This is a genomic window from Arthrobacter sp. 08Y14, assembly GCF_002929455.1.
In the GTDB taxonomy this organism is placed as follows: domain Bacteria; phylum Actinomycetota; class Actinomycetes; order Actinomycetales; family Micrococcaceae; genus Arthrobacter_B; species Arthrobacter_B sunyaminii.
The window spans coordinates 117137-141821 of sequence record NZ_PJIX01000004.1 but is presented as its reverse complement, the minus strand read 5'-3'; the positions used below and the strand labels follow the sequence as shown (position 1 = coordinate 141821).

22 protein-coding genes and 1 pseudogene are annotated in these 24685 nt (G+C 63.9%); 14 read left to right on the top strand and 9 right to left on the bottom strand.

The features are described from left to right. Positions 1 to 25: 25 nt before the first annotated feature. The 3 genes from CXR03_RS16465 to CXR03_RS16455 are packed head-to-tail and all read right to left on the bottom strand — an operon-like array spanning position 26 to position 2558. Positions 26 to 1018: a phosphatidate cytidylyltransferase gene (locus tag CXR03_RS16465; protein ID WP_219816273.1), complete on the bottom strand. Its 993-nt coding sequence runs from the start codon at positions 1016 to 1018 to the stop codon at positions 26 to 28. Further along, positions 1015 to 1755 carry a 1-acyl-sn-glycerol-3-phosphate acyltransferase gene (locus CXR03_RS16460; RefSeq protein WP_104104830.1) on the bottom strand — a complete coding sequence of 247 codons (741 nt, stop codon included), beginning with the start codon at positions 1753 to 1755 and terminating at the stop codon, positions 1015 to 1017. The genes CXR03_RS16465 and CXR03_RS16460 overlap by 4 nt, the downstream gene beginning before the upstream one ends. Next, a complete protein-coding gene (locus CXR03_RS16455) occupies positions 1752 to 2558 on the bottom strand; it encodes a CDP-alcohol phosphatidyltransferase family protein (RefSeq protein WP_258073718.1) in 807 nt (268 codons plus the stop codon). Before CXR03_RS16455 ends, CXR03_RS16460 begins: the two co-directional genes overlap by 4 nt. A gap of 12 nt (positions 2559 to 2570) precedes the next feature. Between CXR03_RS16455 and CXR03_RS16450 the strand changes: the two genes are divergently transcribed. Next, entirely contained in the window at positions 2571 to 3194 is a 624-nt protein-coding gene (locus CXR03_RS16450; RefSeq protein WP_146070545.1) for a hypothetical protein, read from the top strand. 128 nt (positions 3195 to 3322) lie between these two features. Here CXR03_RS16450 and CXR03_RS16445 read toward each other — a convergent pair whose 3' ends face one another. Continuing rightward, complete coding sequence (locus CXR03_RS16445; RefSeq protein ID WP_104104827.1) at positions 3323 to 4348, bottom strand: DUF808 domain-containing protein; 1026 nt, start codon at positions 4346 to 4348, stop codon at positions 3323 to 3325. Positions 4349 to 4502: 154 nt separating this feature from the next. Here CXR03_RS16445 and CXR03_RS16440 point away from each other — a divergent pair, with 154 nt between their 5' ends. Further along, a complete protein-coding gene (locus CXR03_RS16440) occupies positions 4503 to 4835 on the top strand; it encodes a DUF1905 domain-containing protein (protein WP_104104826.1) in 333 nt (110 codons plus the stop codon). Here the strand turns inward: CXR03_RS16440 and CXR03_RS16435 are convergent, their stop codons facing one another. From CXR03_RS16435 to CXR03_RS16425, 3 genes are all read right to left on the bottom strand, one after another. Next, positions 4836 to 5261 carry a hypothetical protein gene (locus CXR03_RS16435; RefSeq protein ID WP_104104825.1) on the bottom strand — a complete coding sequence of 142 codons (426 nt, stop codon included), beginning with the start codon at positions 5259 to 5261 and terminating at the stop codon, positions 4836 to 4838. Between the two features lie 78 nt (positions 5262 to 5339). After that, the gene (locus tag CXR03_RS16430) at positions 5340 to 6128 is read right to left on the bottom strand and encodes a GAF and ANTAR domain-containing protein (protein WP_104104824.1); all 789 of its coding nucleotides are present in this window, start codon (positions 6126 to 6128) and stop codon (positions 5340 to 5342) included. 101 nt (positions 6129 to 6229) lie between these two features. Continuing rightward, a complete protein-coding gene (locus tag CXR03_RS16425) occupies positions 6230 to 7108 on the bottom strand; it encodes a patatin-like phospholipase family protein (RefSeq protein ID WP_104104823.1) in 879 nt (292 codons plus the stop codon). A gap of 78 nt (positions 7109 to 7186) precedes the next feature. Here CXR03_RS16425 and CXR03_RS16420 point away from each other — a divergent pair, with 78 nt between their 5' ends. From CXR03_RS16420 to CXR03_RS16380, 9 genes are all read left to right on the top strand, one after another. Further along, positions 7187 to 7642 (top strand): 23S rRNA (pseudouridine(1915)-N(3))-methyltransferase RlmH, encoded by a 456-nt coding sequence (locus CXR03_RS16420; RefSeq protein ID WP_104055784.1) that lies wholly within the window; start codon positions 7187 to 7189, stop codon positions 7640 to 7642. A 190-nt stretch (positions 7643 to 7832) separates the two neighbouring features. After that, positions 7833 to 8558: a DUF4232 domain-containing protein gene (locus CXR03_RS16415; protein WP_104104822.1), complete on the top strand. Its 726-nt coding sequence runs from the start codon at positions 7833 to 7835 to the stop codon at positions 8556 to 8558. A gap of 279 nt (positions 8559 to 8837) precedes the next feature. Further along, positions 8838 to 10439: an HNH endonuclease signature motif containing protein gene (locus CXR03_RS16410; RefSeq protein ID WP_181034662.1), complete on the top strand. Its 1602-nt coding sequence runs from the start codon at positions 8838 to 8840 to the stop codon at positions 10437 to 10439. A 72-nt stretch (positions 10440 to 10511) separates the two neighbouring features. Then, positions 10512 to 15518, top strand: coding sequence for a crosslink repair DNA glycosylase YcaQ family protein (locus tag CXR03_RS16405; RefSeq protein ID WP_258073717.1), 5007 nt, complete (start codon positions 10512 to 10514; stop codon positions 15516 to 15518). A gap of 23 nt (positions 15519 to 15541) precedes the next feature. Continuing rightward, positions 15542 to 16363 (top strand): Fpg/Nei family DNA glycosylase, encoded by an 822-nt coding sequence (locus CXR03_RS16400; protein ID WP_104104819.1) that lies wholly within the window; start codon positions 15542 to 15544, stop codon positions 16361 to 16363. A gap of 47 nt (positions 16364 to 16410) precedes the next feature. After that, a complete protein-coding gene (locus CXR03_RS16395) occupies positions 16411 to 16947 on the top strand; it encodes a MarR family winged helix-turn-helix transcriptional regulator (RefSeq protein ID WP_104104818.1) in 537 nt (178 codons plus the stop codon). Positions 16948 to 17062: 115 nt separating this feature from the next. Then, positions 17063 to 17983, top strand: a complete 921-nt coding sequence (locus CXR03_RS16390) for an RluA family pseudouridine synthase (protein ID WP_104104817.1) — start codon at positions 17063 to 17065, stop codon at positions 17981 to 17983. A 10-nt stretch (positions 17984 to 17993) separates the two neighbouring features. Then, positions 17994 to 19040 carry a hypothetical protein gene (locus tag CXR03_RS16385; RefSeq protein ID WP_219816272.1) on the top strand — a complete coding sequence of 349 codons (1047 nt, stop codon included), beginning with the start codon at positions 17994 to 17996 and terminating at the stop codon, positions 19038 to 19040. 73 nt (positions 19041 to 19113) lie between these two features. Continuing rightward, positions 19114 to 20043, top strand: a complete 930-nt coding sequence (locus tag CXR03_RS16380; protein ID WP_104104815.1) for an NADP-dependent oxidoreductase — start codon at positions 19114 to 19116, stop codon at positions 20041 to 20043. Between the two features lie 16 nt (positions 20044 to 20059). On the opposite strand, the gene CXR03_RS16375 is transcribed toward CXR03_RS16380, so the two are convergent. After that, a complete protein-coding gene (locus CXR03_RS16375; protein WP_104104814.1) occupies positions 20060 to 20365 on the bottom strand; it encodes a hypothetical protein in 306 nt (101 codons plus the stop codon). A gap of 149 nt (positions 20366 to 20514) precedes the next feature. Then, positions 20515 to 20988, bottom strand: a complete 474-nt coding sequence (locus tag CXR03_RS16370; RefSeq protein WP_104104813.1) for a hypothetical protein — start codon at positions 20986 to 20988, stop codon at positions 20515 to 20517. Between the two features lie 276 nt (positions 20989 to 21264). Here CXR03_RS16370 and CXR03_RS16365 point away from each other — a divergent pair, with 276 nt between their 5' ends. The 3 genes and pseudogenes from CXR03_RS16365 to CXR03_RS18755 all read left to right on the top strand — a co-directional run. Then, entirely contained in the window at positions 21265 to 22794 is a 1530-nt protein-coding gene (locus CXR03_RS16365) for an aspartate aminotransferase family protein (RefSeq protein ID WP_308470591.1), read from the top strand. Beyond that, positions 22791 to 24173, top strand: a complete 1383-nt coding sequence (locus CXR03_RS16360) for a lysine N(6)-hydroxylase/L-ornithine N(5)-oxygenase family protein (RefSeq protein WP_219816271.1) — start codon at positions 22791 to 22793, stop codon at positions 24171 to 24173. The genes CXR03_RS16365 and CXR03_RS16360 overlap by 4 nt, the downstream gene beginning before the upstream one ends. Next, positions 24170 to 24613, top strand: a pseudogene (locus CXR03_RS18755) (GNAT family N-acetyltransferase); the annotation flags it as partial. The gene CXR03_RS16360 and the pseudogene CXR03_RS18755, both read left to right, overlap by 4 nt. Positions 24614 to 24685 lie beyond the last annotated feature (72 nt).

The window sequence follows — 24685 nt, the reverse complement described above, 5'->3', positions numbered from 1 at the left end:
AGCGGTAGTGCATCAGTAACAGATGTCAGGTGTAGAAGAACCGTACGGCGTGGAAGAAGACCGGTGCCGCGAAGCAGAGCGAATCCAGGCGGTCCATGATGCCGCCGTGACCGGGGATGGTGGAACCGAAGTCCTTGATGCCACGGTCTCGTTTGATGGCGGACATCACCAATCCTCCGGCGAACCCCATCACGCAGGAGATGAAGGCCAGGAGCGCGGCCATCAGCGGGGTGAACGGTGTGATCCACCAAAGAGCAGCCCCCAGGGCGGTGGCCGAAAGCACTCCCCCGATGAACCCTTCCCACGTCTTGTTGGGACTCACGCTCGGTGTGATCGGGTGCTTTCCGAGCGTCTTGCCCCACACATACTGCAGCACATCGGAGCCCTGCACCACGATCAGCAGGAACAGCAGCAGATGCGCGCCGGTGGCCCCACCGGTCCCGGGCGCCGATCCTTCGGCCGCATCCCGGCCTGCCTCCATGGCTAACGGAAGCTGCAGGAGCGCCGGGGCGTAACTGAGGGCGTAGACGCATACCATCAGCGCCCACTGAATGGCCGCGGTTCGCTGCAGGAACCCGGCAGTCTGCCCGGCGAGTGCATTGCGGGCCGGCAGGAAGAGGAAGGCGTACACCGGGATGAACACACTGAACATGCCGTACCAGTGCTCCCACAAGAACCAGTAGTGCACCGCGGGAATGATGAACACGAGCCACACGAGCACTTTGTGGTCTCCACGGCCGGTCGGAGAAATGGTGATGAACTCGCGCAGTGCCAGAAGTGACAGCAGCAGAAACAGCGCAATCGTCACCGTCTCACCGGCTGCCAGGACAGCGCCTATCAGTGCGACCATCAACCACCAGGCGTTGATGCGCTGCTTCAGGTTCACAATGGTGCTCGTGGGGCCCAATCGGCGGCCCAGAAGCCATGCGATCACGGTGGCCAAGGCTAGAACAACGACGACGCCGCCAAGGAGTTTCAGTGACGACGAGTCCAGCAGACCCAGTTCCCAATCGCTCACAGGTCGTCCTGTCCGGCCTGGTTACGCGGGCCCGAAACGCCGTCGTCCTGTCTGGGGGTCTCTGAAGGTTGCGGGCCTTGTTGCTTAGCCAGGCCGTCCACGAGAACCTGCCGGGCGCGGGTCAGGAACGCCTGCCTGTCCTCATCGGGATCCAGATGGAGTGGCTCGCAGAAGATGACAGTCGAGAGGTGCGGCACCGGGATTCTCTCTCCTTTGGGGAGGATCCGTCCGAGGTTGGCAAGCGTAACGGGGACCACGGGCACCTCAGGGTGGAGACGGGCAAGTTTGTACAGTCCGCCGTGAAACGCGGCGATCGTATCGCCGTCGCCGCGGGTGCCTTCAGGGAAGATAATCAGCGAGTCCCCCGCGGCCAGCACCTCAGCCATGCCCTCCACTTGGCCCTTGGGGCTGACCCCCGAGTCCGACGTGCGCTGGCGGCGGCTGCTGGAGCCGTGGCGTTCGACCAAATAGGCGTTGAAGATCTGTTCGGCAAAAGCCTTACGCACCCCGGACCCCCAATAATCCTTGGCAGCGACCGGGCGGGCGCGCTGCCGAAGCTCTGCCGGCAGTGCGGCCCAAATAGTGAGGAAGTCCAGATGGCTCGAATGGTTCGCGTAATAGATGGCCTGCCCGGGGAGATCCAGTTCAGATTCTCCGGCTGCCGTCACCGCGCGCGCACCGGCGAAGGCGCTGATAAGTTTCGCGAGGCTGCGCCGGGCGGCATTTCCGACGTTCATGACGGCAGGTCATTGCTGCGGGCACGCAGTGCAGCGCTGACACGCTGCAACCGGCGAGTGCACGTGAGCAGGGAGCCCAACACGATGAGTGCCAGCGTGCCGAACAGCGCCCACCCTTCCGACCAGGGGAGCCATGGTTCGGCGATGCTCACGAGGACGCCGATCATCAGCAGCCACATGCGTTGCGGTTTGGCCAAGGGCCCGTCGAAGAAGTTTCCCGTGCCGAGGGCTGCTCCGAGGCAGCGGATGTAGGCCGTGAATACGGCGAGTATCGCCGCAAGGAATCCCAGCATCACCCCGAAATCGACTCGGTCGGCGGTCACCAGCCCGGCGGTGGCAATGCCCGCTGCCCCCAGGAACAGCACATCGGAGATCCGATCAGGCAGTTCATTGTAGATATCGCCCACCGGTGAGCTCATACCCTTTTCTACGGCCAGCATTCCATCGAGCATGTTCAACAACAAACGCAGCGGTATGCAGGCAGCAGCCGCGGCCAGAAGGACAGCACGAATTATGGTGTCGTCGACCTGCGCCGACCAAATAAGTGCCGCGGCGCCCGCTGCGGCAAACAACACTGAACCGACTGAGATCTGATTGGGAGTGAGTTTTGCCGCAGCAAGAATATCTGCAGATTTAGCCGCCCATCGGCTGCTGCGCTGCGGAATTTCCCGCCTGTCCGTTCCTTGTCTCAAGTGCAGTTTCCGTTCATTTGGCCCTGTGCGTAGCTCATAGGCTAATGCGGGCCGGGCAGCGGAACCGGCAGCAACGCGCAAACAATCCCATGGTTCGGCTTCACCATTCATTACAGTGTGTGCATGGGAGCTCGGCACACATCAGCAGGCAGGAGCGCCCTTAGGGACCACGGAATTGCCGGCTCCTGGGGCTTCGCAGAGGCGACATTCTTCTTTGTGGTCCCCGATGTGTGGACATCCCGGGTGGGGCTGCGCCGACCGAAACGCGCGCTCGGCACCACGGTCTCAGCCCTCGGCGGCGCAATGGCCGGAGGGGCAGTGACCTACTGGTGGGGCCGCAAGGTGGCCGCGGACACTTCGCGTAAGGCGTTGGTGAAAGTTCCTGCGGTCACGGATGCAATGATCACTGACGTGGAGCAGGAGATTGCCGAGTCCGGGGCCGCCTCTTTGCTGCGGGGCCCCACCCGCGGAGTCCCTTACAAGCTCTACGCGCGGGCAGCCGGGCTGCAGCGGACCTCGCTCGTGAGGTTTCTTGCCTGGAGTGTTCCCGGCCGTATGATCCGGTTCCTTCTGGTGACAGTCGCGGTCTCCGGGATTGCCGCTGTGGGTCGCCGCCGGTTCTCCGGACTCTCTGAACGGAACATCTCGACCATATTCTGGATCTGCTGGACTGCGTTCTACGCGGTCTTCATTCCGCTGAAATCCCGTCGCGGGTCAGCCAAGGCCCGGCAGTTTTCCGGGCCCTGACATTGAGCGGCCCGGACCACCCGTAGTGCGTTCACATCCCACCGTCACCGCCACATGGGAAAGACCCCGCTTCCCCTGTACATCAAGGGAAACGGGGTCTTTTGTTTTGTCCGGGAGACCCGCTGCGTCTACTCGGTGGAATCGGTGTCCGGCTTCTCCGGCCGGTGCCCGGCAACTGCTGCCCGAGTGTCACCGGTTTCGTGCCCGTCCTTCTTCTTGCCGAACGGCAGCACCTTCATCAGAGGGTGCAGGACAGCCATGACCACCAGGCCCCAGACCAGTCCGATGACGGCCGAGCAGAGCGTGTTCACAAGCCAGGCCAGGGAACCGCCCACAACCGCAAGCCCGGCCACGGGGTGCTCCAGGGCGTGGACCAGGTCATACGGTGCGTGCCAACCAAGATCATGGACACCAACCAGCATGATGTGGCCGCCTACCCAGAGCATGGCGATCGTTCCAATGAAGGTGATGGCAGCCAGCACGGCGGGCATCCCCTTCACCAGAAGGGCGCCGAAGCGTTTGGAGCCGGCGGACTCTTTTTTGGTCAGGTGCAGGCCAATGTCGTCCATCTTGACGATCAGCCCAACGGCTCCGTAGACGAGCACTGTGATGGCGATGGCTACGAGGACCAGGATCGCCGCCCGGACCCAGATGGATGCGTCGCCCACCTCGTTCATGGAGATGACCATGATCTCGCAGGACAGGATGAAGTCGGTGGTGATGGCGCCCTTGATGACCTTGGATTCGGCGTCGGGCCCCCGCTCTACCGCCGGTGCCTCTTTGGCGGCCTCGTGGTGGCCGAAGAATTTGTGCCAGACCTTCTCGGCACCCTCGTAGCAGAGGTACGTGCCGCCCAGCATGAGGATGAACGGGATCACGCCGGGAATGAACGCGCTGATGAGCAGCAGTGCGGGAAGGATGATCAGCAGCTTGTTCCGGAGCGATCCCCAGAAGATCTTCTTGATCATCGGCAGTTCGCGGGACGGATCGGCGCCGGACACGTACTGCGGTGTCACTGCGGCGTCATCAATAACGACGCCGGCAGCCTTGGCTCCTGCCTTCGCGGCTCCGGCAGCGATGTCGTCAACAGAGGCTGCGGCGATGCGTGCCAGGGCGGCGACGTCGTCCAGCAGGGCGACTAGCCCCCCGCTCACAGCCGTGCTCCTTGCTGATGCGGGGAGGTCAACTGTTTATGGATGGCGCCCTTGAGGCGTGGATTTGGCATATCGAAATTATAGGTTGCCGGGCTGGGCTTTCCCTCCGGCTATTCCGTTGCCTGCGCCACCCGGGCAAACTACCTTCGACAGTGTGGACACAACATTTTGTGCTGAGGTGTTCGAGTGGCGCGGGCCGGCGCCGTTCTACTGGCTGCTGCTGCCTGAAGACGCGGCTGACTACGTGCGCGCCCAAGCTGCCGCAGCCACCTATGGGTGGGGCGCCATTCCTGTCTGTGTCCGGATCGGGACCACCGTTTGGGAGACTTCGCTGCTTCCGCGCAGCGGCGGGTATGCCCTGCCGCTGCGGAAGGACGTTCGTCTCAAGGAACGGATAGACGACGGCGACACGGTGTCCGTTGGGTTGAGCGTGGCCACCCGGGGAGGCCGGGCTGCCGCCGCCCCGGGGAACACGAGACCTTCCTGATTACAGCCGGACGTACGCCCAGCCTTCCCACTGCCTGCGCGCCAAATGCGCGACGGCGGCATCCACGGTTTCCACGCCCCGGTGCAGTTCATCGGCCTGGATACTGGCATGGGTCATGCTGTTCCGGCAGGCCAAAACGTGAATGTCTTCCGAGAGGGCCCCGTCGAGGGCGCTCTGGTCTCCCAGGCCTGAGCGAAGGAGCCGCACTCCAAACCCCTGGACCACTACCTCGAGTCTCCGTTCGGGGCCCAGCGCCCGGCGTGAGTTCCCTGCACTTCGGAGCACACCGGCAAGCCAGGTTCCACTGTCCGGGCCGAAGCCGTGGATTACCAGTCCCGGCAGCGCATCGCCCGGCCGGGCCCCGGCATCGGTCTGATTCCCGGATTCCGGTGGCGTTGCGTTGAGATCCCTGTCTGAAAGTTCCATCTTTTCAGTGTCCCCCCGCGCGCCGGACGGGGACAGAGGCGGCGGCCGCCGCCGTCGTCGTCGGGCTGTGGACCGCTGCTAGTCGACGAAGTGGGTCTTGGGCTCCTTCTCGCCCACTGACGCAACAACGGAGGCGGCAATGTCCCGCAGTTTCACGTTCCGTGCGCTCGACGCCGCTTTGAGGATGCCGATTGCGGCCTCCTGGCTGCACCGGTTTTGGGCCATGATGATTCCCACTGCCAGGTCGATGGTGGTGCGTGAACCCATGGCTGCCTTGAGGTTTTCCCTGCTTTCACCCAGCTGGGAAATGCGCACGGCGAGCCGCAGGGATTTCGAGGCGCCGCGGGCAAATTCTTCAGCCGCGCGGATCATTTCGTCGGTGAAGGCATCCGGTTCCCGGGCATACACATTCAGGCCGCACTGCGCGTCTCCGTCCAGGGGAATCGGAACACCCAGAATCGATTTCAGGCCATACCCGGCAATTGCTTTGGCGTACTCGTCCCATCTCGGGTCCGTGGTGATGTCGCGCACCACAACGGTGCGGTTGGTACGGGCTGCTTCCAGGCACGGACCGGTGCCGAACCGGTACTGGACCTCATCCATGCGGCGAGACTCCTCGCTGTCACTGGCCACCGTGCCGGCGCTGCCCGGCCGCAGGAGGGTCACACCGGAAAACAGCTCCTGCCCGGGCGCGGCCAGGGTGTCGACGGTGAGGCGGGTCAGATCGGCAAGAAACCCTTCGACGTCGCTTGTTTCCAGAAGCATGTCCTGCAAAAGGCCGGAGTAGTCCTTTCCGGTCTCGTCCTGCGCTGCCTGCGCGGCATCGATGAGGTCTGTTGCTCCTGCAGAATTAGTATCGCTGGACATGTCACCATTTTCCGTTGGGGGAAGGCCGTGCGCCTTTTCCATTACAGCATCGGGTGAAGCCGTGTGCCGATCCTCGCCGGACAAATCCCGGATACCGGCACTCAGACACCCCAGAACACCTTCACTGCATCCACCACTGCGGCGCCCTGTTCCTGGCCGGCCAGCACAGACGGACGGCGGGTGGACGAGAGCAGCACATTGGTTCCGAAAGCTGACAGGCTGGCCTCATCCGCTTCAATCAGGAACGTTTCAGTTCCCTCCGATAAAGCTCTCAGTACTTGGGGAAGGGTGGGGCCGAAGGGGCTGTCCGGCGCTTCCGGCGCGCAGGAGAGAACCAGTACCTTGTCATACCCGGTGGCCAGGTCCGCGTTCGAGGCGGAGCGCATCCCGCCGTCCATGTAGGGAATGCCGTCAATCAGCACCGGCGGCCAGGCACCGGGTACGCTGCAGCTTGCGGCGACAGCCCGGGCCAGGTCCGCGCCTGACGATTGATCGAAAACATGGAAGGCGCCGTCGTTCGCATTCACTGTTGTCACTTTCAGCAGGCCGGAGGGCCACGACGGTGCCGGCAGAAGCGACCGAATAGTGTCCACCCACCGGGTTTCGGAAAGTCCCTGGCCGGCAGCGAGCGCGGCCTTGCCGATCCGGGCACGGGCTTCCTGCTCCCCGCCCGGTCCGCGGGCGGCCGAACCCATCATGTTGATAAACTCCTCAACACTGAAGTGCGGCAACTCGCCCTGCCCTGCCGGGCCTTCTTTCGGTTCATTTTGATGCAGCTGGGCTGCGAGCGCCTCCCGCAGGACCCCGAACCGCAGGGAAGCGCCGACGACGGAGCCGGCTGACGTTCCCACCACCAGGTCGGCGTCGTTGAGTTCAATACCGTGCTCCAGCAGGGTGGTCAGGACGCCGATCTGCCAGGCGATGCCGGCCACTCCCCCGCCGCCCAGGACTATTGCCCGCGTTCCGCTCGTGTTTGTCATGCGGGCAGTCTAAGCCCGGGACAGGTGAGTACTGCCACCCGTTTTCCCCTCCCGCGGCCCGGGGTATTCAATGGAGACATGGCATTGCGCGTTTTGATGGTTGGCCGAAAGCACGAAGACTGGGTGGTGGACGGGATCCGCCGCTATGAAAAGCGACTGAAAAAACCCTTTGATTTGACCTGGGTTTCCATTCCGCATTCCGCGCGGGAGGGAGATGCCGCCCGCAAAGAGGAATCTGAGCGTCTGCTGGCCAAGCTGGGCAGCGACTATGTCATCTTGCTGGATGAACGTGGCAAGGCCATTACCTCTCCTGCGCTCGCAAAGACCCTGCAAAAGCCCCTGGATAATTCCCGCAACGTCACGTTGATTATCGGCGGCGCCTACGGTGTGGACCAGAGCGTGCACGACCGCGCTGATTTCATCTGGTCGTTGTCTCCTCTGGTCTTCCCCCACCAGCTGGTCCGCCTGATCCTTGCGGAACAGGTGTACCGCGCCCAGGAGATCGCCGGCGGGCGACCCTATCACCACGAATAACCGCTGCCGTCACGAATATCACTGCCCGCTATTTTCTTGCGGCAGCTCGGCCCGCTCGCGGATGCCCGGCGCGCTGCGGCAAATTGGCGAGCTGCGGCAATGAGGAAATGCGTAACGTTTGCGGCGTCATTATCAGCGCGCCTGAGGAGCCTAATTGACGCCGTACCCTCCTTGCGGAGAAGGTGATCCTATGAATACCCGGTCGCGGAAATTGTTGTCAGCAAGAAAGCCCTTCTCGTCTACAAAGTTATGGCCGCTGACTGCTGCCGTACTGGGCGCAGCTCTTGTAGTCAGCGGCTGCGCGTCCGACGGCGAGGAAACCGCGTCGTCTGCCTCGCCGTCGCCGTCTGCTGCCTCCGAAAGCCCGGAGGTATCGCCGAGCACCGGAACATCCACGGGCGAAGCCGGTAGTGCGTCCCCGGGTTCCAGCGCTCCGGCACCCACAGCCGGCAACTCCGCTGAAGCCGCATCACCAACCGGGCCCAAGACCTGCGCTGCCGCCGATCTGGCCGGTGAGGTCGAGGACAACATCGGCGGAGGAGCAGCAGGCAGCGTCTACCGCACACTGGTCCTGACGAATGTCTCGTCCGCTCCCTGTGCATCAGCGGCAGGCTTCCCCGGAGTCTCCTATGTTGACGACACCTCAAATGAGCAGATTGGAGCGGCAGCCGTTCGCTCGGGTGAAAACGGCAACCCCGGCGGGGTGTTTGTTCTGGAACCAGGGCAGTCGGTTGTCGCTGACCTGAAGGAAACCCGTGCCGAGAACTATGGCGAGGACTGCGAACCCCATCAGGCAACGAAACTGCTCGTCTACCCTCCGGAAGACCTCCAATCGCTGGAGATCCCCCATGAGATTCTTGCCTGCGAGAACCCCAACGTGGAGCTGCTGAGCATCGGAGCTCTGCAAAAGCGGTAGGCGGCGACGGCGGACACTCGTCCTCCACAGGCGACGCCGCCGGATTGTTTGTCCACATCCATGGCTTCTTTTCTCACCGGGCAGCCCGGGCACCGGAAAATTGGTCTTATGGAAACGATCCTTCGGCCGGAAGCAGCGGCTGGCTCCGGGGAAGCATCAGGGGCTGACGCCGACGATTCTGTTCACTGCGTCCGCCCACCCGGGTTCCTGCTGTCACTGACGGATGCCGCACAGGCGTTGAGTGCTCTCTGCCGCGGGTCTGTCCAGGCGGGAGGCCTCATGAGTATCGGCCAGACGGCACAATTCGCGGCCGAAGTGGAAGCCCTGGCGCGGTCCGTGGACTACCTGCAGATCGTCTGTGCCGGGGCCTTGGAGAACCACCGGGTTGCCGAAATCTTCGGCTCGACGGGTCCGGCTGGTGCACCTGCTGCACCATTCACAGAAGAGGACCCACCAGTTGCTGCATATGCCGAAGGAGCTGGAGCCTGGAACAACACCTGGTCCGAGGCGGTTTCACCTGCTCAGCAGGCGGCCGGCAAAGTCCGTGGCGAGTTCCGCACCACTGCTGACTACATGCGCTGCCGGTTACGGATCAGCCGGGGCGAAGCACAGCGGCGTCTGAAACTGGCTTCCGTTCTACTGCCGGCTTCCGGCAACAGCGGGCACCCCGTTCCGGCCGCTCTGCCTGTTCTTGCCGGAGCCGCTGCGGCCGGTCAAATCTCGTCCGTGTCCGCCCTCATCATTGCCGAGGCAGTGGATCAGGTGAGGCAGCGAAGCGGCACCGAAACCGCCGAAGCCATGGAGTCGGACCTGGCATCCCTGGGGAGCCGGCACGACGCTGACTTTCTCGCCCGAACTGCGCGCCGGTGGGTATTGCTGGGAGACCAGGACGGAACCGAACCCTCCGATGATGAGTTGCGCCGCTTCCAAGGGGTGTTCCCCGGTCGAAAAAAGAACGGGCTGAACCATCTCAGCATCTACTGCACCGCTGAACAGCACGAAACGCTCCTGACCGTGATGAATGCAGTTGCCGGACCCAGGGCGTCGGATGCGGCGCCAGCGGCGGCGATAGCCACGGGCGGCCGCGGGTCCGAACAAGCCGGCCCGGAGTTGGCTGAGTATGCCGGCCCGCGGTTGGCTGAGCATGCCGACGGTAGTGCGCCTGATGCCGGGACTTCATCTCGGTTGGATCGGCGGACCCGTCCCCAGCGGCTTCTTAGCGGTCTGATCGCTGTGGCCAAGGCCGCTTTGGCCACGGGCGGCGTTCCTTCCAGCGGCGGGCTGCGCCCTCAGGTCATGGTGACTATTGATGCGCCGTCCCTGTTGAAGGACTTCAAATACGGATCAGTCGTCAAGGGTTTGGATTCCATGAACATCCCGGAGGGGAAGAAGACTCCGCCGCAGGCAAAGGATCCGGAAACACTCAATCCAGGGTCCTTTGCCTTCACCGGCCCGGTGGCTGCGGCCACCGTCAGAGAACTCGCTTGCGACGCGGAGATGCTGCCCGTTGTGCTCTCGGGTGAAGGCCGGATCCTGGATGTTGGACGGGCGCAAAGGCTATTCCCGCCGCATATGCGCAGAGCTCTCCATGCCCGGGACGGAGGATGCGCTTTTCCCGGCTGCAGCATTCCCGGCCCGTGGACCGAAGCCCACCACATCCGCTATTGGAACCGCGGTGGTCCAACATCAACGGACAACGGCGTCCTCTTGTGTTCCCACCACCATCATGAGGTACACAAAGAGAATTGGAAGATCAGGGTAAGAGCCGGCGTTCCCTGGTTCGTTCCGCCGGCATACGTGGATCCTGACCGGGTGCCTCTGCGCAACGTGTACTTCCGTTCATCGGTGCCGGATGTTCCCTCCCGCCGCTCCGCAAGCTGAGCGAATTCGGCCTGCAGCCAAACTGCACCGCGGAAGACGAAAGTGTCAGGCCCGTGCGGAACAATGGTTCACATGACATCCGGAGCTTCGGTTCTGCAGAAGTTCACCCCCGCCACCAGAGAGTGGTTCGAGGGTGCTTTTGATGCGCCGACAGCCGCACAAACCGGAGCTTGGGACGCCATCTCCAAGGGTGCCAACGCCCTGGTAGTGGCACCCACAGGTTCGGGCAAAACCTTGGCCGCCTTCCTGTGGGCGCTGGACAGTTTTATTGCCTCGGCTGCGGGCGGTGAATCTTCAGCGGGCACAGCCGCAGCTCATGTCCCCGCCACCGAACCAGTCCTTGCCGCCCCATTGGCTGAGCACGGCGCCAAAGCGTCCGCACGTAAACGGAATGCTGTACCGAAACGCAAAACCAAGGTTCTGTACATATCGCCGCTGAAGGCCCTCGGTGTGGATGTGGAGCGAAACCTGCGCTCCCCATTGATCGGCATTACCCAGACAGCCAAGCGGCTGGGACTCCCGGCACCATCCATCACCGTCGGAGTCCGGTCGGGAGACACACCCCAAAACGAACGCCGAACCCTGCTCACCAGGCCGCCGGACATCCTCATCACCACGCCGGAATCGCTGTTCCTTATGCTGACGTCCCGCGCACGCGAAACCCTGGCCGAGGTGGACACCGTCATTGTCGACGAGGTGCACGCGGTTGCCGGCACCAAGCGCGGTGCACATTTGGCAGTCACTTTGGCCCGGTTGGATGCCATGCTCCCCAAACCGGTCCAGCGGATCGGATTGTCCGCAACAGTGGAGCCGCATGAGACGGTTGCGCGGTTCCTGGGAGGTAACGCTCCCGTGCAGGTGGTGGCTCCGGCAGCCAAGAAGTCCTGGGACATCACCGTGACGGTTCCCGTGGAGGACATGTCCGATCTGGGCGGCGCGCCGGCCGTGGAAGACACCATCGAGGGCGGGTACGCGCCGCAGGCAAGCATCTGGCCGCACGTCGAAGAGAGAATCGTCGACCTCATCGAGACGAACCGCTCCACCATAGTGTTCGCCAATTCCCGCCGGTTGGCGGAACGGCTGACCGCACGGCTCAACGAAATTCACGCCTACCGGCTGGAAGCATCGGCCCTGTCGCTGTCTGCAGCAGCAACGGGCACAGAGGGTGCCGGCTCCAACGCTGATGCTCCCGCCGCGTTCGAAACTGTGGCTGGGTCTGAAGCGGCCGCTGGGTTTGAACCGGCCGCTGGGCCCACCGGGTCTTCGGACCTCCCCACAGCACGTCCGCCCGCCCAACTCATGGCTCAGGCTGGCGTATCCATCCGCTACCGCCAGCCGGACCAGGTTGCCGTTGATGATGACAACCCGGTTCTCGCCCGCGCCCACCACGGCTCAGTGTCCAAGGACCAGCGGGCGCTGATTGAGGATGACCTGAAATCCGGACGGCTACGCTGCGTCGTGGCCACCAGCTCCCTGGAACTGGGCATCGACATGGGTGCCGTGGACCTGGTCATCCAGGTTGAATCGCCGCCGTCAGTGGCCAGTGGCCTGCAGCGGGTGGGACGGGCAGGACACCAGGTGGGCGAGACGTCCCAAGGCGTCATGTTCCCCAAACACCGCGGAGACCTGCTGAACACGGCGGTTGTCGCCGAGCGGATGCTGGCCGGACAGATCGAACCCCTGTACATCCCTGCCAACCCTCTGGACATCCTTGCCCAGCAAACGGTGGCCGCGTCCGCACTCGGCTCCATTGACGTGGAGGAATGGTTCGACGTCGTCCGCCGGTCCGCGCCTTTCGCCGGCCTGCCGCGCTCAGCCTTTGACGCCACCTTGGACCTGCTGGCGGGACGCTATCCATCCGACGAGTTTGCGGAACTGCGGCCGCGCATCGTCTGGGACCGCACCGAAGGCACCATCACGGGGAGACCCGGCGCGCAGCGATTGGCCGTGACCTCAGGCGGCACCATTCCGGACCGCGGACTGTTCGGCGTGTATTTGGTGGGCGATTCCGAAGGCAAGAACAGCCGCCGCGTCGGGGAACTCGATGAGGAGATGGTCTACGAATCCCGGGTGGGAGATGTTTTTGCCCTGGGAGCCACCAGCTGGCGGATTGAAGACATCACCCATGACCGGGTGCTCGTTTCCCCTGCGTTCGGGCAGCCCGGAAAGCTGCCGTTCTGGCGGGGAGATTCCCTCGGCCGGCCGGTGGAGCTGGGCCGGGCACTGGGCGGCTTTGTCCGTGAAATGTCCGGCGCCGATGACGAGACCGCCGCCAAACGGCTGGCCGCCGTCGGGCTCGATGACTGGGCTGCGGGCAACCTGATGACCTACCTGCGGGAACAGCAGCAGGCCACCGATGTGGTGCCCAATGACAGGTCGCTGGTGGTGGAGCGTTTTCACGATGAGCTCGGCGACTGGCGGGTGGTCCTGCACAGCCCGTACGGCATGCCCGTCCATGCGCCCTGGGCCCTCGCCGTCGGCGCCAGGCTTCATCAGCGCTACGGCCTGGACGGCTCGGCGATGGCCTCCGACGACGGCATCGTGCTGCGGGTGCCCCTGATGGAGGATGAACCGCCGGGGGCAGAGCTGTTCATCTTCGACCCGGATGAGCTCGACTCGATCGTGACCGCAGAAGTGGGCGGATCGGCATTGTTCGCCTCTCGTTTCCGTGAATGTGCGGCGCGCGCCCTGCTGCTGCCGCGGCAGAATCCCGGAAAACGGACACCGCTGTGGCAGCAGCGGCAGCGGTCCGCACAGTTGCTGGACGTCGCCAAGAAATACCCGACGTTTCCCATCGTGCTGGAAACCGTGCGTGAATGCCTTCAGGACGTTTACGACCTGCCTGCTTTGAAAGACATTGCCGCCGGAATCGAGCGCCGGGAGATCAGGCTGGTGGAAACCACCACGCCCTCGCCGTCACCCTTTGCCCGGTCGCTGCTCTTCGGCTACGTCGGTGCTTTCCTGTACGAGGGTGACTCTCCGCTGGCGGAGCGGCGTGCTGCCGCACTGTCGCTGGATCCGACCCTGCTCAATGAGTTGCTCGGCAGGGCCGAACTGCGCGAACTGCTGGACGCGCGGATCATCGCCCAGACTGAACGGGAACTGCAGCGGCTGGCCGAGGATCGCCGGGTCCGGGGTGTCGAAGGTGTCGCCGATTTGCTTCGGCTGCTGGGGCCTTTGACCGTTCCCGAAGTTGCTGCCCGACTGCAGCCCAATGAAGCGGACCAGACCGAGATCACATCGAATGACATCGGCGGCGGGGTGCACAATGCCCTCGACCTGCTGGAGCAGCTGGTCCGGTCCAACCGGGCACTGAAAGTCGGCGTGGCCGGGCAGCAGCGCTATGCCGCCATCGAGGATGCCGCCCGTCTGCGCGATGCCCTGGGCGTGCCGTTGCCGATGGGCGTCCCGCTGGCCTTCATCGAACCGGTGGCTGATCCCCTGGGTGACCTGATTGGCCGCTACGCGCGTACCCACGGCCCCTTTACCGCAGCTGAAGCTGCAGCGCGGCTGGGACTGGGCGTCGCCGTCGTCACCGCCACTCTGCAGCGCCTTGCCGGTGAAGGGCGCGTTATCGAAGGCGAGTTCCGCCCGGCCGAAACCTTGATTTTGGACGCTGCGGCCGGAGTGGACCAAACCCCCGGCAGTGTCATCACGGTTCCCGGTACTCCAGCCGGCACTGAATGGTGCGACGTCGAGGTGCTGCGCCGCCTGCGCCGGCGCTCCCTCGCCGCACTGCGTTCAGAAGTGGAACCGGTGGATCCGGCGACCTATGCCCGCTTCCTTCCTGCCTGGCAGAATGTGGGCTCTTCCCTGCGCGGGCTCGACGGGGTTGCCACCGTGATCGACCAGCTCTCCGGCGTCCCCATTCCCGCATCTGCCTGGGAACCCCTCATTCTCGGATCACGGATCCGGAATTACGTCCCCTCCATGCTGGACGAACTTACCGCCACCGGTGAGGTCCTCTGGTCCGGGACCGGATCCCTGCCCGGGAACGACGGCTGGATTTCCCTGCATTTGGCCGAAAACGCTCCACTGACGCTGAATCCCGCACCGGATTTTGTCCCCTCGGACCAACAGCAGCAACTGTTGGATCTGCTGTCCGGCGGCGGAGCGTACTTCTTCCGGCAGCTGGTCGACGGCCTGGCCGCTAACGGGGCAGAGTCCTCTGACGCCAACGTGATCAGCGCCCTGTGGGATCTGGTGTGGGCGGGAAGGATCAGCAACGACACTTTCACCCCGGTCCGGTCCCTGCTCTCCGGAGGAAAAACGGCACACAAACAACGCGCCGCGACACCCCGTGCACGCACTGCCCGGCTGGGCAGGCTGGGCCGTGCTCCGGGAGCCTCCCTCACCGGAAGCTCCATGCGCCTGGCTGCCGGCAACCAGCCCTCCGCGCTGCGCAACTCTCCTCCGCTCGTCGCCGGGCGCTGGAGCATGCTGCCCGCGGTGGAACAAGACACCACCATCTCCGCCCATGCCACAGCCGAACTGCTGCTGGACCGCTACGGCGTTGTCACCCGGGGATCGGTTGCCAGCGAGGGCACACCGGGCGGTTTCGCCCTGTTGTACCGCGTGCTCGCCCGGCTTGAAGAAATGGGCCGCTGCCGCCGCGGGTACTTTATTGAACAACTCGGAGCTGCGCAGTTTGCCGTTCCTGCCACCGTGGATCGGCTGCGGTCCTTCTCGGAAGACTCCCAGCTGCGCAAACCTGAACCGTCAGCGGTGGCGCTGGCGGCAACCGATCCGGCAAACCCGTTTGGTGCGGCCCTTCCGTGGCCAACCCTCGACGGCGGCCACCGGCCCGGACGAAAGGCCGGAGCGCTCGTGGTGCTGGTCGACGGGAACCTAACCCTGTATGCAGAGCGGGGAGGGAAAACCCTGTTGACCTTCACGGAGGATCCGGCGGCACTGGAGCTTTCCGCCGCAGCTCTGGTCGACATTATTCGCCGGGGTGCTGCGGAAAAGATGGCCATCGAGAAGGTCAACGGCCAGGACGTCCTCGACACGGAAGCTGCCCGTGCCCTGACCAAAGCAGGTTTCTACACCACGCCGAAAGGGCTGCGTTACCGTGTCTAACGTCAACGGACACGGAGGACAGCATGCCTGAAGGCGATACAGTCTGGCGGGCAGCCCGCGAACTCAACACCGCGCTGGCCGGCCAAACCCTGACCAAATGTGACATCCGCGTACCCAAGTTCGCCACCACCGATTTCACGGGCCGCACAGTTACCGACGTCGTCGCGCGCGGCAAGCACCTGCTGATCCGGCTGGACGATGCTGACAGTGGCTGGATCCTGCATTCCCACCTCAAAATGGAGGGCCTCTGGCACGTTTACGAGCGTGGCCAGCGATGGCGCCGTCCGGCGTTCAAGGCGCGCTGTGTCCTGGAGACGGCTCAAAAACAGGTGGTCGGCTTCGATCTTGGTTTCCTTCGTGTCCTACCGCGCTCGGAGGAGAACGACGCCGTCGGCTACCTTGGTCCCGATCTCCTGGGACCGGACTGGGACGCAGCAGAGGCACTGCGGCGGATTGAGTCCGTCCCGGAGCGGCCTATCGGACTGGCGTTACTGGATCAGCGCAACCTCGCCGGCATCGGCAACGTCTACCGCTGCGAGATTTGTTTCCTCGCCGGAGTACATCCGTTGACTCCCGTCGGGGAGGTGCGGAATCTGCCGAGGATCATCGATCTGTCCAAGCGGCTGCTCGAAGCCAACAAAACGCGAAGCCGCAGGATCACCACCGGAAACATGGGCGGAGATCCTCTCTGGGTCTATAACAGGGAAACCCGCGGCTGCCTCCGCTGCGGAACAAAGGTGGCCCACGAACTTGTCGGCGACAACGCACTGGAGCTGCGGGACCTGTACTACTGCCCGCACTGCCAGCCGGCGGCAGCGGCCTCCTCCTCCGCGCCTGCCACATAAAGCCAGTCGCAGCCGAAACCTGCGTTTGCCGCCGTTAGGCTGTGCGCATGTCTTCCACCACAGAGTTGGGTGCAAATGGCTACTGGTACCCCGGCGACCCGAACAGCGAGCCCGCAAGGGCCGTGCTTGAAGCACTGCGGGGATACCGCATCGCTGAACAGGAGATGCGGCCGCGGATCCGGCACCAGCTGGACATCAACGAAAAAGATATGCAGGCGCTGCATTACGTGATGCATGCTTCCCACCATAGAAACGCCCTTGGCCCCACGGAGCTGAGCCGCCTGCTTTCGATCTCAACGGCGTCAACCACGGCACTCATCGACCGCCTCGTCCGCAGCGGGCACGTCGAGCGGCAAATACACCCCACTGACCGGCGGGCGCTGAAGCTGGTTCCAACGGATAAATCGCACCTTGATATGCAGACGACCCTGAGCCGACTCCACGAACGCATGATGGACGTCGCCTCGTCGCTTTCGCCCGGAGAAGCGGACGTCGTGACACGGTTCCTCCTGGCGTTGACCGAGACTGCGGGCCAAGAACCGCACGTAACCCAGCATTCCGACCCGGTTGCCGGCCCCTCCTGACTGTGCCCGCCCCCGGCTTTCCGGCCCTCCCAGCCGATGACCCCAGCTGCTTGTCCCGGTCCCCCGGCGCCCAGCGTCATGGAACGATTCCACGCCTCGGTACTCTGGAAGGGTGATGCAATCTCCCCTTCCCGTACGCAACGGCGTGAATGCCACCCGCCTGCGGCTGCCGGATGACGGTCCCTGGAAGACGGCCATGGACTACGTTTTGTCCCGGTTTGGCCATGTCGACCCGGATGGCATTGCCGACCGGTTTGCCCGCGGCGAGGTTGTGGGTTTGGGCGGTATTCCGCTGACCCAAGAGACTCCACTGCACGAGCACACCTTCATTTGGTATTACCGGGAACTGCCGCCCGAACAGCGGCTCCCGGTGGAAATCAACGTCCTGCACCAGGACGAGAACCTGCTGGTGGTCGACAAACCCCACTTTCTGCCCACCACGCCCGGAGGCATGTACGTGGCCGAGTCAGCGCTGGTTCGCCTTCGCGTGCAGCTGGACATTCCGGACCTCATTCCCATGCACCGCCTGGACCGGATGACTGCAGGGGTGCTCCTGTTTTCAACCAATCCGGAAACCCGTGGAAAGTATCAGACCCTGTTTGAAAAGCGTCGGATCAGCAAGGAATATGAGGCCGTCGCTCCGGTCCGCGACGACCTTGAACTGCCCCGAGTTGTGCGAAGCCGCATGATCAAGTCGCGCACCTACCTGCTGGCGCAGGAAGTGGAGGGGGAACCCAATGCCGAAACGCGCATCGAACTCCTGGAGGCGCACGACGGCGTTGGCCGCTACCGCCTCCAGCCGCACACGGGCAAGACACACCAGCTGCGGGTGCATATGGCATCTCAGGGAATCGGCATCCTCAATGATTCCTTCTACCCCGAGCTGCTGCCGCAGGCGCCGGATGACTACGACCGGCCCCTTCAGTTGCTTGCCCGATCCGTGGAGTTTGTTGACCCTTTGACGAGGCAGCCCGTTCAGTACCGCAGCCGTCTCTCGCTGGCGTTCGCTCCCAAGGCTCAGCCGGACTTAACGTAGCCTTTTTGCTTTGTCAATGGATAGGGTGGGAAAAACGTCCGGGGAGGCCAACTTCGGATACTCCGGCAGGGGAAGGACCCTGATGATTCCGCCGTCGAAACCATCTGATGCCCAACGCCTCGAACTGGCTGGCCCTGCGCCCGGCGAGGCAAAGTCCGGTGTCAGTATGGAGCCGGAATCCCGGCTGCTCCGAGAAGAAATGCTCCGAGAAGAAAACAGGCTCCCCCTTGGCCTCATTCGCCGGGTCGCCGTATCCCTGGCAGCAGCTGCCGCCGCAGCGACCGTTCTCGTCCTTGCACGGTCCGACGGCTTCCTGGTTGAACGCAGTCCGGACTCCGTGCTTGGCTCCGCGGCGTCGCACCTCGCGCCGGCCGCCGCAGCGTGGTGGATGTGGTTGCCGGTTACAGCATCGTGGCTGGGATATGCGCTCTACCAGTGGCTTCCCCGGCAGCGCGAGAATCCTCGGCAGGAACGCTTCGGCTGGCTCATCCTGGCATCCCAGATCGTCGCCTTCGCTTGGCTGCTGGCAGTCTCCGCGGTGAACGCCGGTCTCCTCCTGCCCGTTGCCGCAGCGCAAATAGCAGTGGGCCTGGTGGCGGTGCACAGCATGAACATCCACCCGCCGTCGTCCGTTGTGGAAGGAATCCTGGCTGACGCGCCCCTGAGGGTATCGCTGGCCGCGGGCGTTCTCTCCCTCGTTGCGGCGCTTGCCTTCACCCTGACGCGAGCGGAAGCAGATCTCGCCGGCTGGGGCGCTACCGTTTGGGCTTTGGTCAGCATCATCACGGTCATGGTGGGCATCACCGTGATTTGCATGACCGATCGAGGCCATTTGTCGCTGGCTCTCGCCATCGTCTGGGGATTGTCGTGTATCGCTTTTGAGCGGCTGACGGGATCTCCGGACTCCATGAGCATTGGCGTGGGAGCAGCCGTGGCCGCTTTCCTGGTCCTGGTCTCGGCTGGCTCCCGCCGGCACCAGGTCGATCATGAACGGCGGCGCAGGGAACGGCAGGCGGAAGGGCGGCTTCGTCCGGAACCACTGCCAGTCGTCCTGTAGTTCCACGGTCCGGCGTCACTTCCTCGGATTCGTGAGTGGAATACCGCGGCAGCTGCGGTGGTTGCCGCCGAGTATGAAGATCATCGGAGTGGAAAAGTTCGGCGGACCCGAAGCACTGACCGTCCTGGACGTTGCCGATCCCCATGCAGGACCGGGCGAGGTGCGCATCAGGGTCCAGGCTGCTGCTGTCAGCCCGACCGACACCGTCCTGCGGGCAGGCGGACAGAGCAAGGGAGCCGGCAAGCTCCCGGCAGTGCCGGGCATGGACGCGGCCGGGATCATTGACGAGACGGACGGTTCCGGCGGGTGGCAGGTGGGAGACAGAGTCATGGCCATTGCGCTGCCCCTCGGCGAGCATGGGGGAGCGTATCAGGAATACTTGGTGGCTCCGGCGGACTCTCTCGGCCATATCCCGGCGGGCATGGACTTAGCCGAAGCCTCAACTCTGCCCATGAACGGCCTGACCGCCGTCCAGACGCTGGAAAAGCTTGGCCTCCAGCCCGGCCAGTCACTTGCCGTGACCGGAGCAGCGGGAACGCTGGGAAACTACCTGGTGCAGCTGGCCAAACATGCCGGGTTGGTGGTTGTAGCCGATGCCGCGGAAAAGGACCGCTCACTGGTCTCCGGGCTGGGACCGGACTACATCGTGGAGCGCGGCGACGACGTTGCGGAGCGGATCCGGGAGCTCTTCCCCGAGGGCGTGGACGCCCTCGCCGATGCGGCCGTGATGAACGAAAAAGCTGCGCCGGCGGTCAAGGACAACGGAGGTTTTGCCACGTACCGGTGGTGGCAGGAAGACCCGGGGCGGGGCATCACTGTTCATCCGATTGCGGTTCGGGATGAATACCATTCCGGCCAGAAGCTCGAAGCTCTGCGCCGCCTCGCCGAGGACGGAACGCTGACTCTTCGGGTTGCCGATCGAATCCCGGCGGAAAAGGCGGAGGAAGCCCACCGCAGGCTGGAAGCCGGCGGAGTGCGCGGCCGGCTGGTGTTGCACTTCTAGCCGCCGGACAAACCCCTCAGAGAGGAATCCAGCGGCCCCGCTGCCGCCGCAGAACCCGCAGCCGTTCTGCGTCGGCAACGGTCTCCACGGCATGGCGCATGTTGTTTGCTGCGTGCAGTGCCTGGGCGTTCTCCAGCGAGAATTCGTTGTCGGGGACCATGAAGCGCAGGGTGATGCGCGGAACCCCCGCAACGATGTCGAGCTGATGAGCTTCGACGTGGTGGCTGGCGGCCAGGGCTGCAACAGCAGTGTCCATCACGGATTCTGGCTGCGTTCCGGGCTTCAGCCCCGTGATGTTCAGCTGGGCTCGGAAAGAAGGCATGAGAAAAGGCTAGACCCTTCGGCGGTCTTCTCTTCGCGGGGCGGGTTCAGCGGCAGAGACTGACCGGCCCCGTTCACACGGCTTGATTCCTGGCACACCACTGGCAGCGGCCCTCATGCCCGGCCGCTGCCAGTAATGCATTTCTGCAGCTAGAGTTCGCGTTCCTCGGAATCGAAGTCAGCCAGCGGATCTCCGCCGAGGTGAGCCGGATCGTCACTGCCGTCCTGCTCATCAGTGGCCACCGGATCATCAAAGTCGACGTCGGCTGCCGCTTCTCCGATGGTCGGAACCTCGGGCGGGATCTGGGAGACGCCTTCCTCGTACCGCTCTTCGGCGGTTTCGTCCCGCAGCGTCTGGTCAGACAGCATTCCCGGGTCGTCTACGGAGGCCTCTCCGCTCAGCAGCGGGTCCTCCTGCCAGCGGTCGGGGTTATCCTCCGCAGCGCCCGGGTAGCTCAGGGCCTCCGGGTCCACAAACTCGTCCGTGGCGGACAGGTCGTCTGCATCGACCATGTCGCTCAGCGGCACCTCGGCCACCTCGTCCGGAGTCACAACATCGGCAATATCATCGGCCAGTACGGGATCATCGCCCAGCTCGGGGTCGGGAATGCTCTGCTCGTCCATCAATCGTGCCTCTCCTTCAGCTTGTCGCTGCCTGCGTCCGGTTGAACCGAACCGCCGGCAGATCCTCATTAGTAAGCCTACTGACGCTTTCTGTTCAGCACCACCCGGCCAGCACTCTGCCTCCTCGGCAGGAACGGACGCCGGCAACTCCCCCGGAATGACGCGCCGGAAACAATTACGTCACATTTGTTTGACGTAAAGGTCATCCTAAGTAAGGGTTACCTGAGTTACCAATTCGAAACAATCGAGGGAGTCGCAGTGAGCTTGCTGCACCACATTGAAGAACGCACCGACCCTGCGTTCCGATTCGAACAGGAAAGGGCCAGCGCCGGCCTGCTGTTCAACGCGCAGACCACCAATCGCTACGCGGAAGACGTCCTCCAAGGAGTGAACCTGGTGGCTGCGACAGTTGCCGGCACCACCCGGCCTTTCACCGGTTCCACCCCGGCCCAGTTGGCACCAGCCGTCGAGGCAATCGACCTGGAGTCGCCGCTGCCGTCCACTGCGGCAGCACTGGAAGAACTGGCCCTCGTGTATTTGAAGGACGCCGTGTATTTTCACGACACCAAATACGCAGCCCACCTGAATTGCCCGGTGGTTATCCCTGCGCTGGTTGGTGAGGCAATTTTGTCCGCGGTGAATTCGTCCCTGGACACGTGGGACCAGAGCGCCGGGGCAACGCTGATCGAGCAGCGGCTCATTCGCTGGACGGCGGACCGGCTGGAGCTGGGCGGCCGCGCGGACGGAGTATTTACCAGCGGAGGAACCGCATCCAACCTGCAGGGGTTGCTGATTGCGCGGAACCAGGCGGTGGCCAAGCTCCGTCTGGACCCGCGCCGCGAGGGCAGCCGGTTGCCTGCACTGCTGGACGGCCTGCGCATTTTCACCTCCGAGGCGAGCCACTTCAGCATTGCCAAGTCGGCCTCGCTGCTGGGGCTGGGATACGACGCCGTGGTGCCGGTGGCCTGCGACTCCCGCCAACGGATGGACCCCCAAGCACTGCGGGCAGCCCTGGACAACAGCGTTGCGCGCGGAGAAACACCCATGGCGATCGTGGCCACCGCCGGCACCACTGACTTCGGCAGCATAGATCCGCTGCCGGCCGCCTCAGCACTTGCCCGCGACTACGACACCTGGCTTCACGTGGACGCCGCCTACGGCGGCGGGCTCATCACATCGCTTCGCCACCGTCACCTGCTGGACGGCATCGGCGCCGCCGATTCAGTCACCGTTGACTATCACAAAACCTTCTTTCAGCCCGTCTCCTCCAGCGCCCTGCTGGTCCGGGATGCGGCAATGCTCGGCCACGTGACCTACTACGCTGACTATCTCAATCCGGAAAGCGCCGCCCGGGAAATGACTCCCAACCAGGTCGATAAAAGCCTGCAAACCACACGGCGCTTTGATGCGCTGAAGCTGTGGCTCACCCTTCGGCTGATGGGCGCCGACGGCATCGGCCTGCTCCTGGACAAGGCCGTTGACCTTGCAGCGGATACTTCCGGCATTCTTTCCGCCGACCCGGATTTTGACCTGGCAGCGCCTGCACAGCTCAGCACCCTGGTGTTCCGCTATCTCCCGGCAGGAACGGACGATGCAAGGGCTGATGCCGTCAACCGGCACATCCGCAAGACGCTCTTCGCATCAGGGGAGGCCGTGGTGGCCGGAACTAAGCTGGCGGGCCGGCACTACCTCAAGTTCACGCTGCTCAATGCCGAGACCACGCTGGAGGACATCAGGGAAATCCTCGGCCTCATCCGCAGGGCGGGAAGAGACTATCTGGCCGACACGGCGGGGGTGCCGGCATGAGCCCCGCAGCGGACATGCCGCACATCCATGACGCCGTCGGCATCGGAGTCGGACCCTTCAACCTCGGGCTGGCTGCGCTTTCTGATCCGATCGCTGACCTGGACCTGACTTTCGTTGACGCCCGCCCCGGCTTCGACTGGCATCCGGGGATGATGCTGGACACCGCCCACCTACAGGTGCCGTTCATGGCGGATTTGGTCACGCTGGCGGATCCAACATCACCGTTTTCCTTCCTCAACTTCCTCAAACAGACCGGCCGCATCTACCGCTTTTACATCCGGGAAAACTTCTACCCGCTGCGTGCTGAGTTCAACGCCTACTGCCAGTGGGTGGCGGACTCGCTGCCCAACGTGCACTTCAGCGAGCGCGTCACCGATGTGGAATACGACGACGGCGCCTACTCGGTTCACACCGTGGGCCCGCTGGGGCACAGGGTCCGCCGCGGACGCCGCCTCATCCTGGGAACCGGCACGCAGCCGCACGTCCCCGAAGCGGCACACAGCATTACCGGAGCAGGTGGACTGGTGCTGCACAACGCCGACTATGTGGCCCGCAAAGCGGAACTGCTCTCCCGCTCGAGCATCACGGTGGTCGGCAGCGGCCAGAGCGCCGCGGAGATCTATTTGGACCTGCTCCAGGACATGCCCTCCCACGGCTATGAGTTGAACTGGGTCACCCGCTCAGGCCGCTTCTTTCCGCTGGAGTACACCAAGCTGACCCTGGAAATGACGTCTCCGGACTATGTGGACTATTTCCATGCCCTGCCGGAAGCCACCCGCGACCGGCTTGTGGCAACCCAGAAGAACCTCTACAAGGGGATCGACTCTGAGCTCATCAACGAGATATATGATGCCCTGTACACCCTCAGCCTTACCGGCGAACCCCGGACCCGGTTACTGACCGGAATGGAACTCCTCGACGCTCAGTACCATCCGGACACTGACACCCACACCCTCACGCTGCACCACGGAGAACAGGACCGGAAGCACCTCCAACAGACCGACGCCGTCGTGCTGGGCACCGGCTACACCTACCGGGAGCCGGAGTTCCTGGCTGGCATCAGCGGCCGTATCCGGCGGGACGCCGCCGGTCGGTTTGATGTTGACCGAAACTACGGAATCAGCACCGTACCCGGAGAGATCTTCGTGCAAAATGCCGAGCTGCACACGCATGGGTTCGTCAGTCCGGACCTGGGCATGGCCGCCTACCGCAATTCAGTGATCATTGCGCAGATGCTGGGCCGGGAGCACTATCCCGTGGAGCGCAGCATCGCTTTCCAGGAGTTCGGCGTTCCGCGTCACGGCACCCCCGAGGCTCCGGTCCCCGAAGCCGCCGGCGTTTCCGGCCATGCCTTCGCCGCCAAGGGGGCCACGGCATGAGTTTCCGGATCGTTCCCGTGGACCCCGCCCGCGATGCGCCCCTGCTGCATGACTGGATGCGCCGGGACTACGCCCGGTTTTGGGGCATGCTGGACGCGACGCAGGAGGCAGTGCTGGCCGAGTACACCCGGATCAGCGAGGATCCCCACCACCACGCGTGGCTGGGTCTGGAAGACGGAGCGCCCGCGTTCCTGATGGAGTCCTATGAGCCGGCGTATTCTCCGCTGGCCGCCCACTACGCGGTACACCCCGCAGACACAGGAATGCACCTTCTGGTGGGTCCGGCGGTACACCCGCGCAGCGGTTTCACCACCGAGGTGTTCCGCTCCGTCCTCGAGTTCCTCTTCGCCGATGAGGGCACGCAGCGAATTGTCGTGGAACCCGACGTCCGCAACGCGAAAATCGCAGCGCTGAACGCCCGGATGGGATTTGTGGCTACCCGCAGAATTTCGCTTCCGGACAAGGAGGCCCTGTTAAGTTTCTGCACCCGGGAGGATTACCTCCGCACGCTG

Coding starts and splice junctions, on each gene's coding strand:
- CXR03_RS16460 (WP_104104830.1), bottom strand. CDS start 1,755: ATGAACGTCGGAAATGCCGCCCGGCGCAGCCTCGCGAAACTTATCAGC.
- CXR03_RS16455 (WP_258073718.1), bottom strand. CDS start 2,558: ATGAATGGTGAAGCCGAACCATGGGATTGTTTGCGCGTTGCTGCCGGT.
- CXR03_RS16450 (WP_146070545.1), top strand. CDS start 2,571: ATGGGAGCTCGGCACACATCAGCAGGCAGGAGCGCCCTTAGGGACCAC.
- CXR03_RS16435 (WP_104104825.1), bottom strand. CDS start 5,261: ATGGAACTTTCAGACAGGGATCTCAACGCAACGCCACCGGAATCCGGG.
- CXR03_RS16430 (WP_104104824.1), bottom strand. CDS start 6,128: ATGTCCAGCGATACTAATTCTGCAGGAGCAACAGACCTCATCGATGCC.
- CXR03_RS16425 (WP_104104823.1), bottom strand. CDS start 7,108: ATGACAAACACGAGCGGAACGCGGGCAATAGTCCTGGGCGGCGGGGGA.
- CXR03_RS16420 (WP_104055784.1), top strand. CDS start 7,187: ATGGCATTGCGCGTTTTGATGGTTGGCCGAAAGCACGAAGACTGGGTG.
- CXR03_RS16415 (WP_104104822.1), top strand. CDS start 7,833: ATGAATACCCGGTCGCGGAAATTGTTGTCAGCAAGAAAGCCCTTCTCG.
- CXR03_RS16410 (WP_181034662.1), top strand. CDS start 8,838: ATGAGTATCGGCCAGACGGCACAATTCGCGGCCGAAGTGGAAGCCCTG.
- CXR03_RS16405 (WP_258073717.1), top strand. CDS start 10,512: ATGACATCCGGAGCTTCGGTTCTGCAGAAGTTCACCCCCGCCACCAGA.
- CXR03_RS16400 (WP_104104819.1), top strand. CDS start 15,542: ATGCCTGAAGGCGATACAGTCTGGCGGGCAGCCCGCGAACTCAACACC.
- CXR03_RS16395 (WP_104104818.1), top strand. CDS start 16,411: ATGTCTTCCACCACAGAGTTGGGTGCAAATGGCTACTGGTACCCCGGC.
- CXR03_RS16390 (WP_104104817.1), top strand. CDS start 17,063: ATGCAATCTCCCCTTCCCGTACGCAACGGCGTGAATGCCACCCGCCTG.
- CXR03_RS16380 (WP_104104815.1), top strand. CDS start 19,114: ATGAAGATCATCGGAGTGGAAAAGTTCGGCGGACCCGAAGCACTGACC.
- CXR03_RS16375 (WP_104104814.1), bottom strand. CDS start 20,365: ATGCCTTCTTTCCGAGCCCAGCTGAACATCACGGGGCTGAAGCCCGGA.
- CXR03_RS16370 (WP_104104813.1), bottom strand. CDS start 20,988: ATGGACGAGCAGAGCATTCCCGACCCCGAGCTGGGCGATGATCCCGTA.
- CXR03_RS16360 (WP_219816271.1), top strand. CDS start 22,791: ATGAGCCCCGCAGCGGACATGCCGCACATCCATGACGCCGTCGGCATC.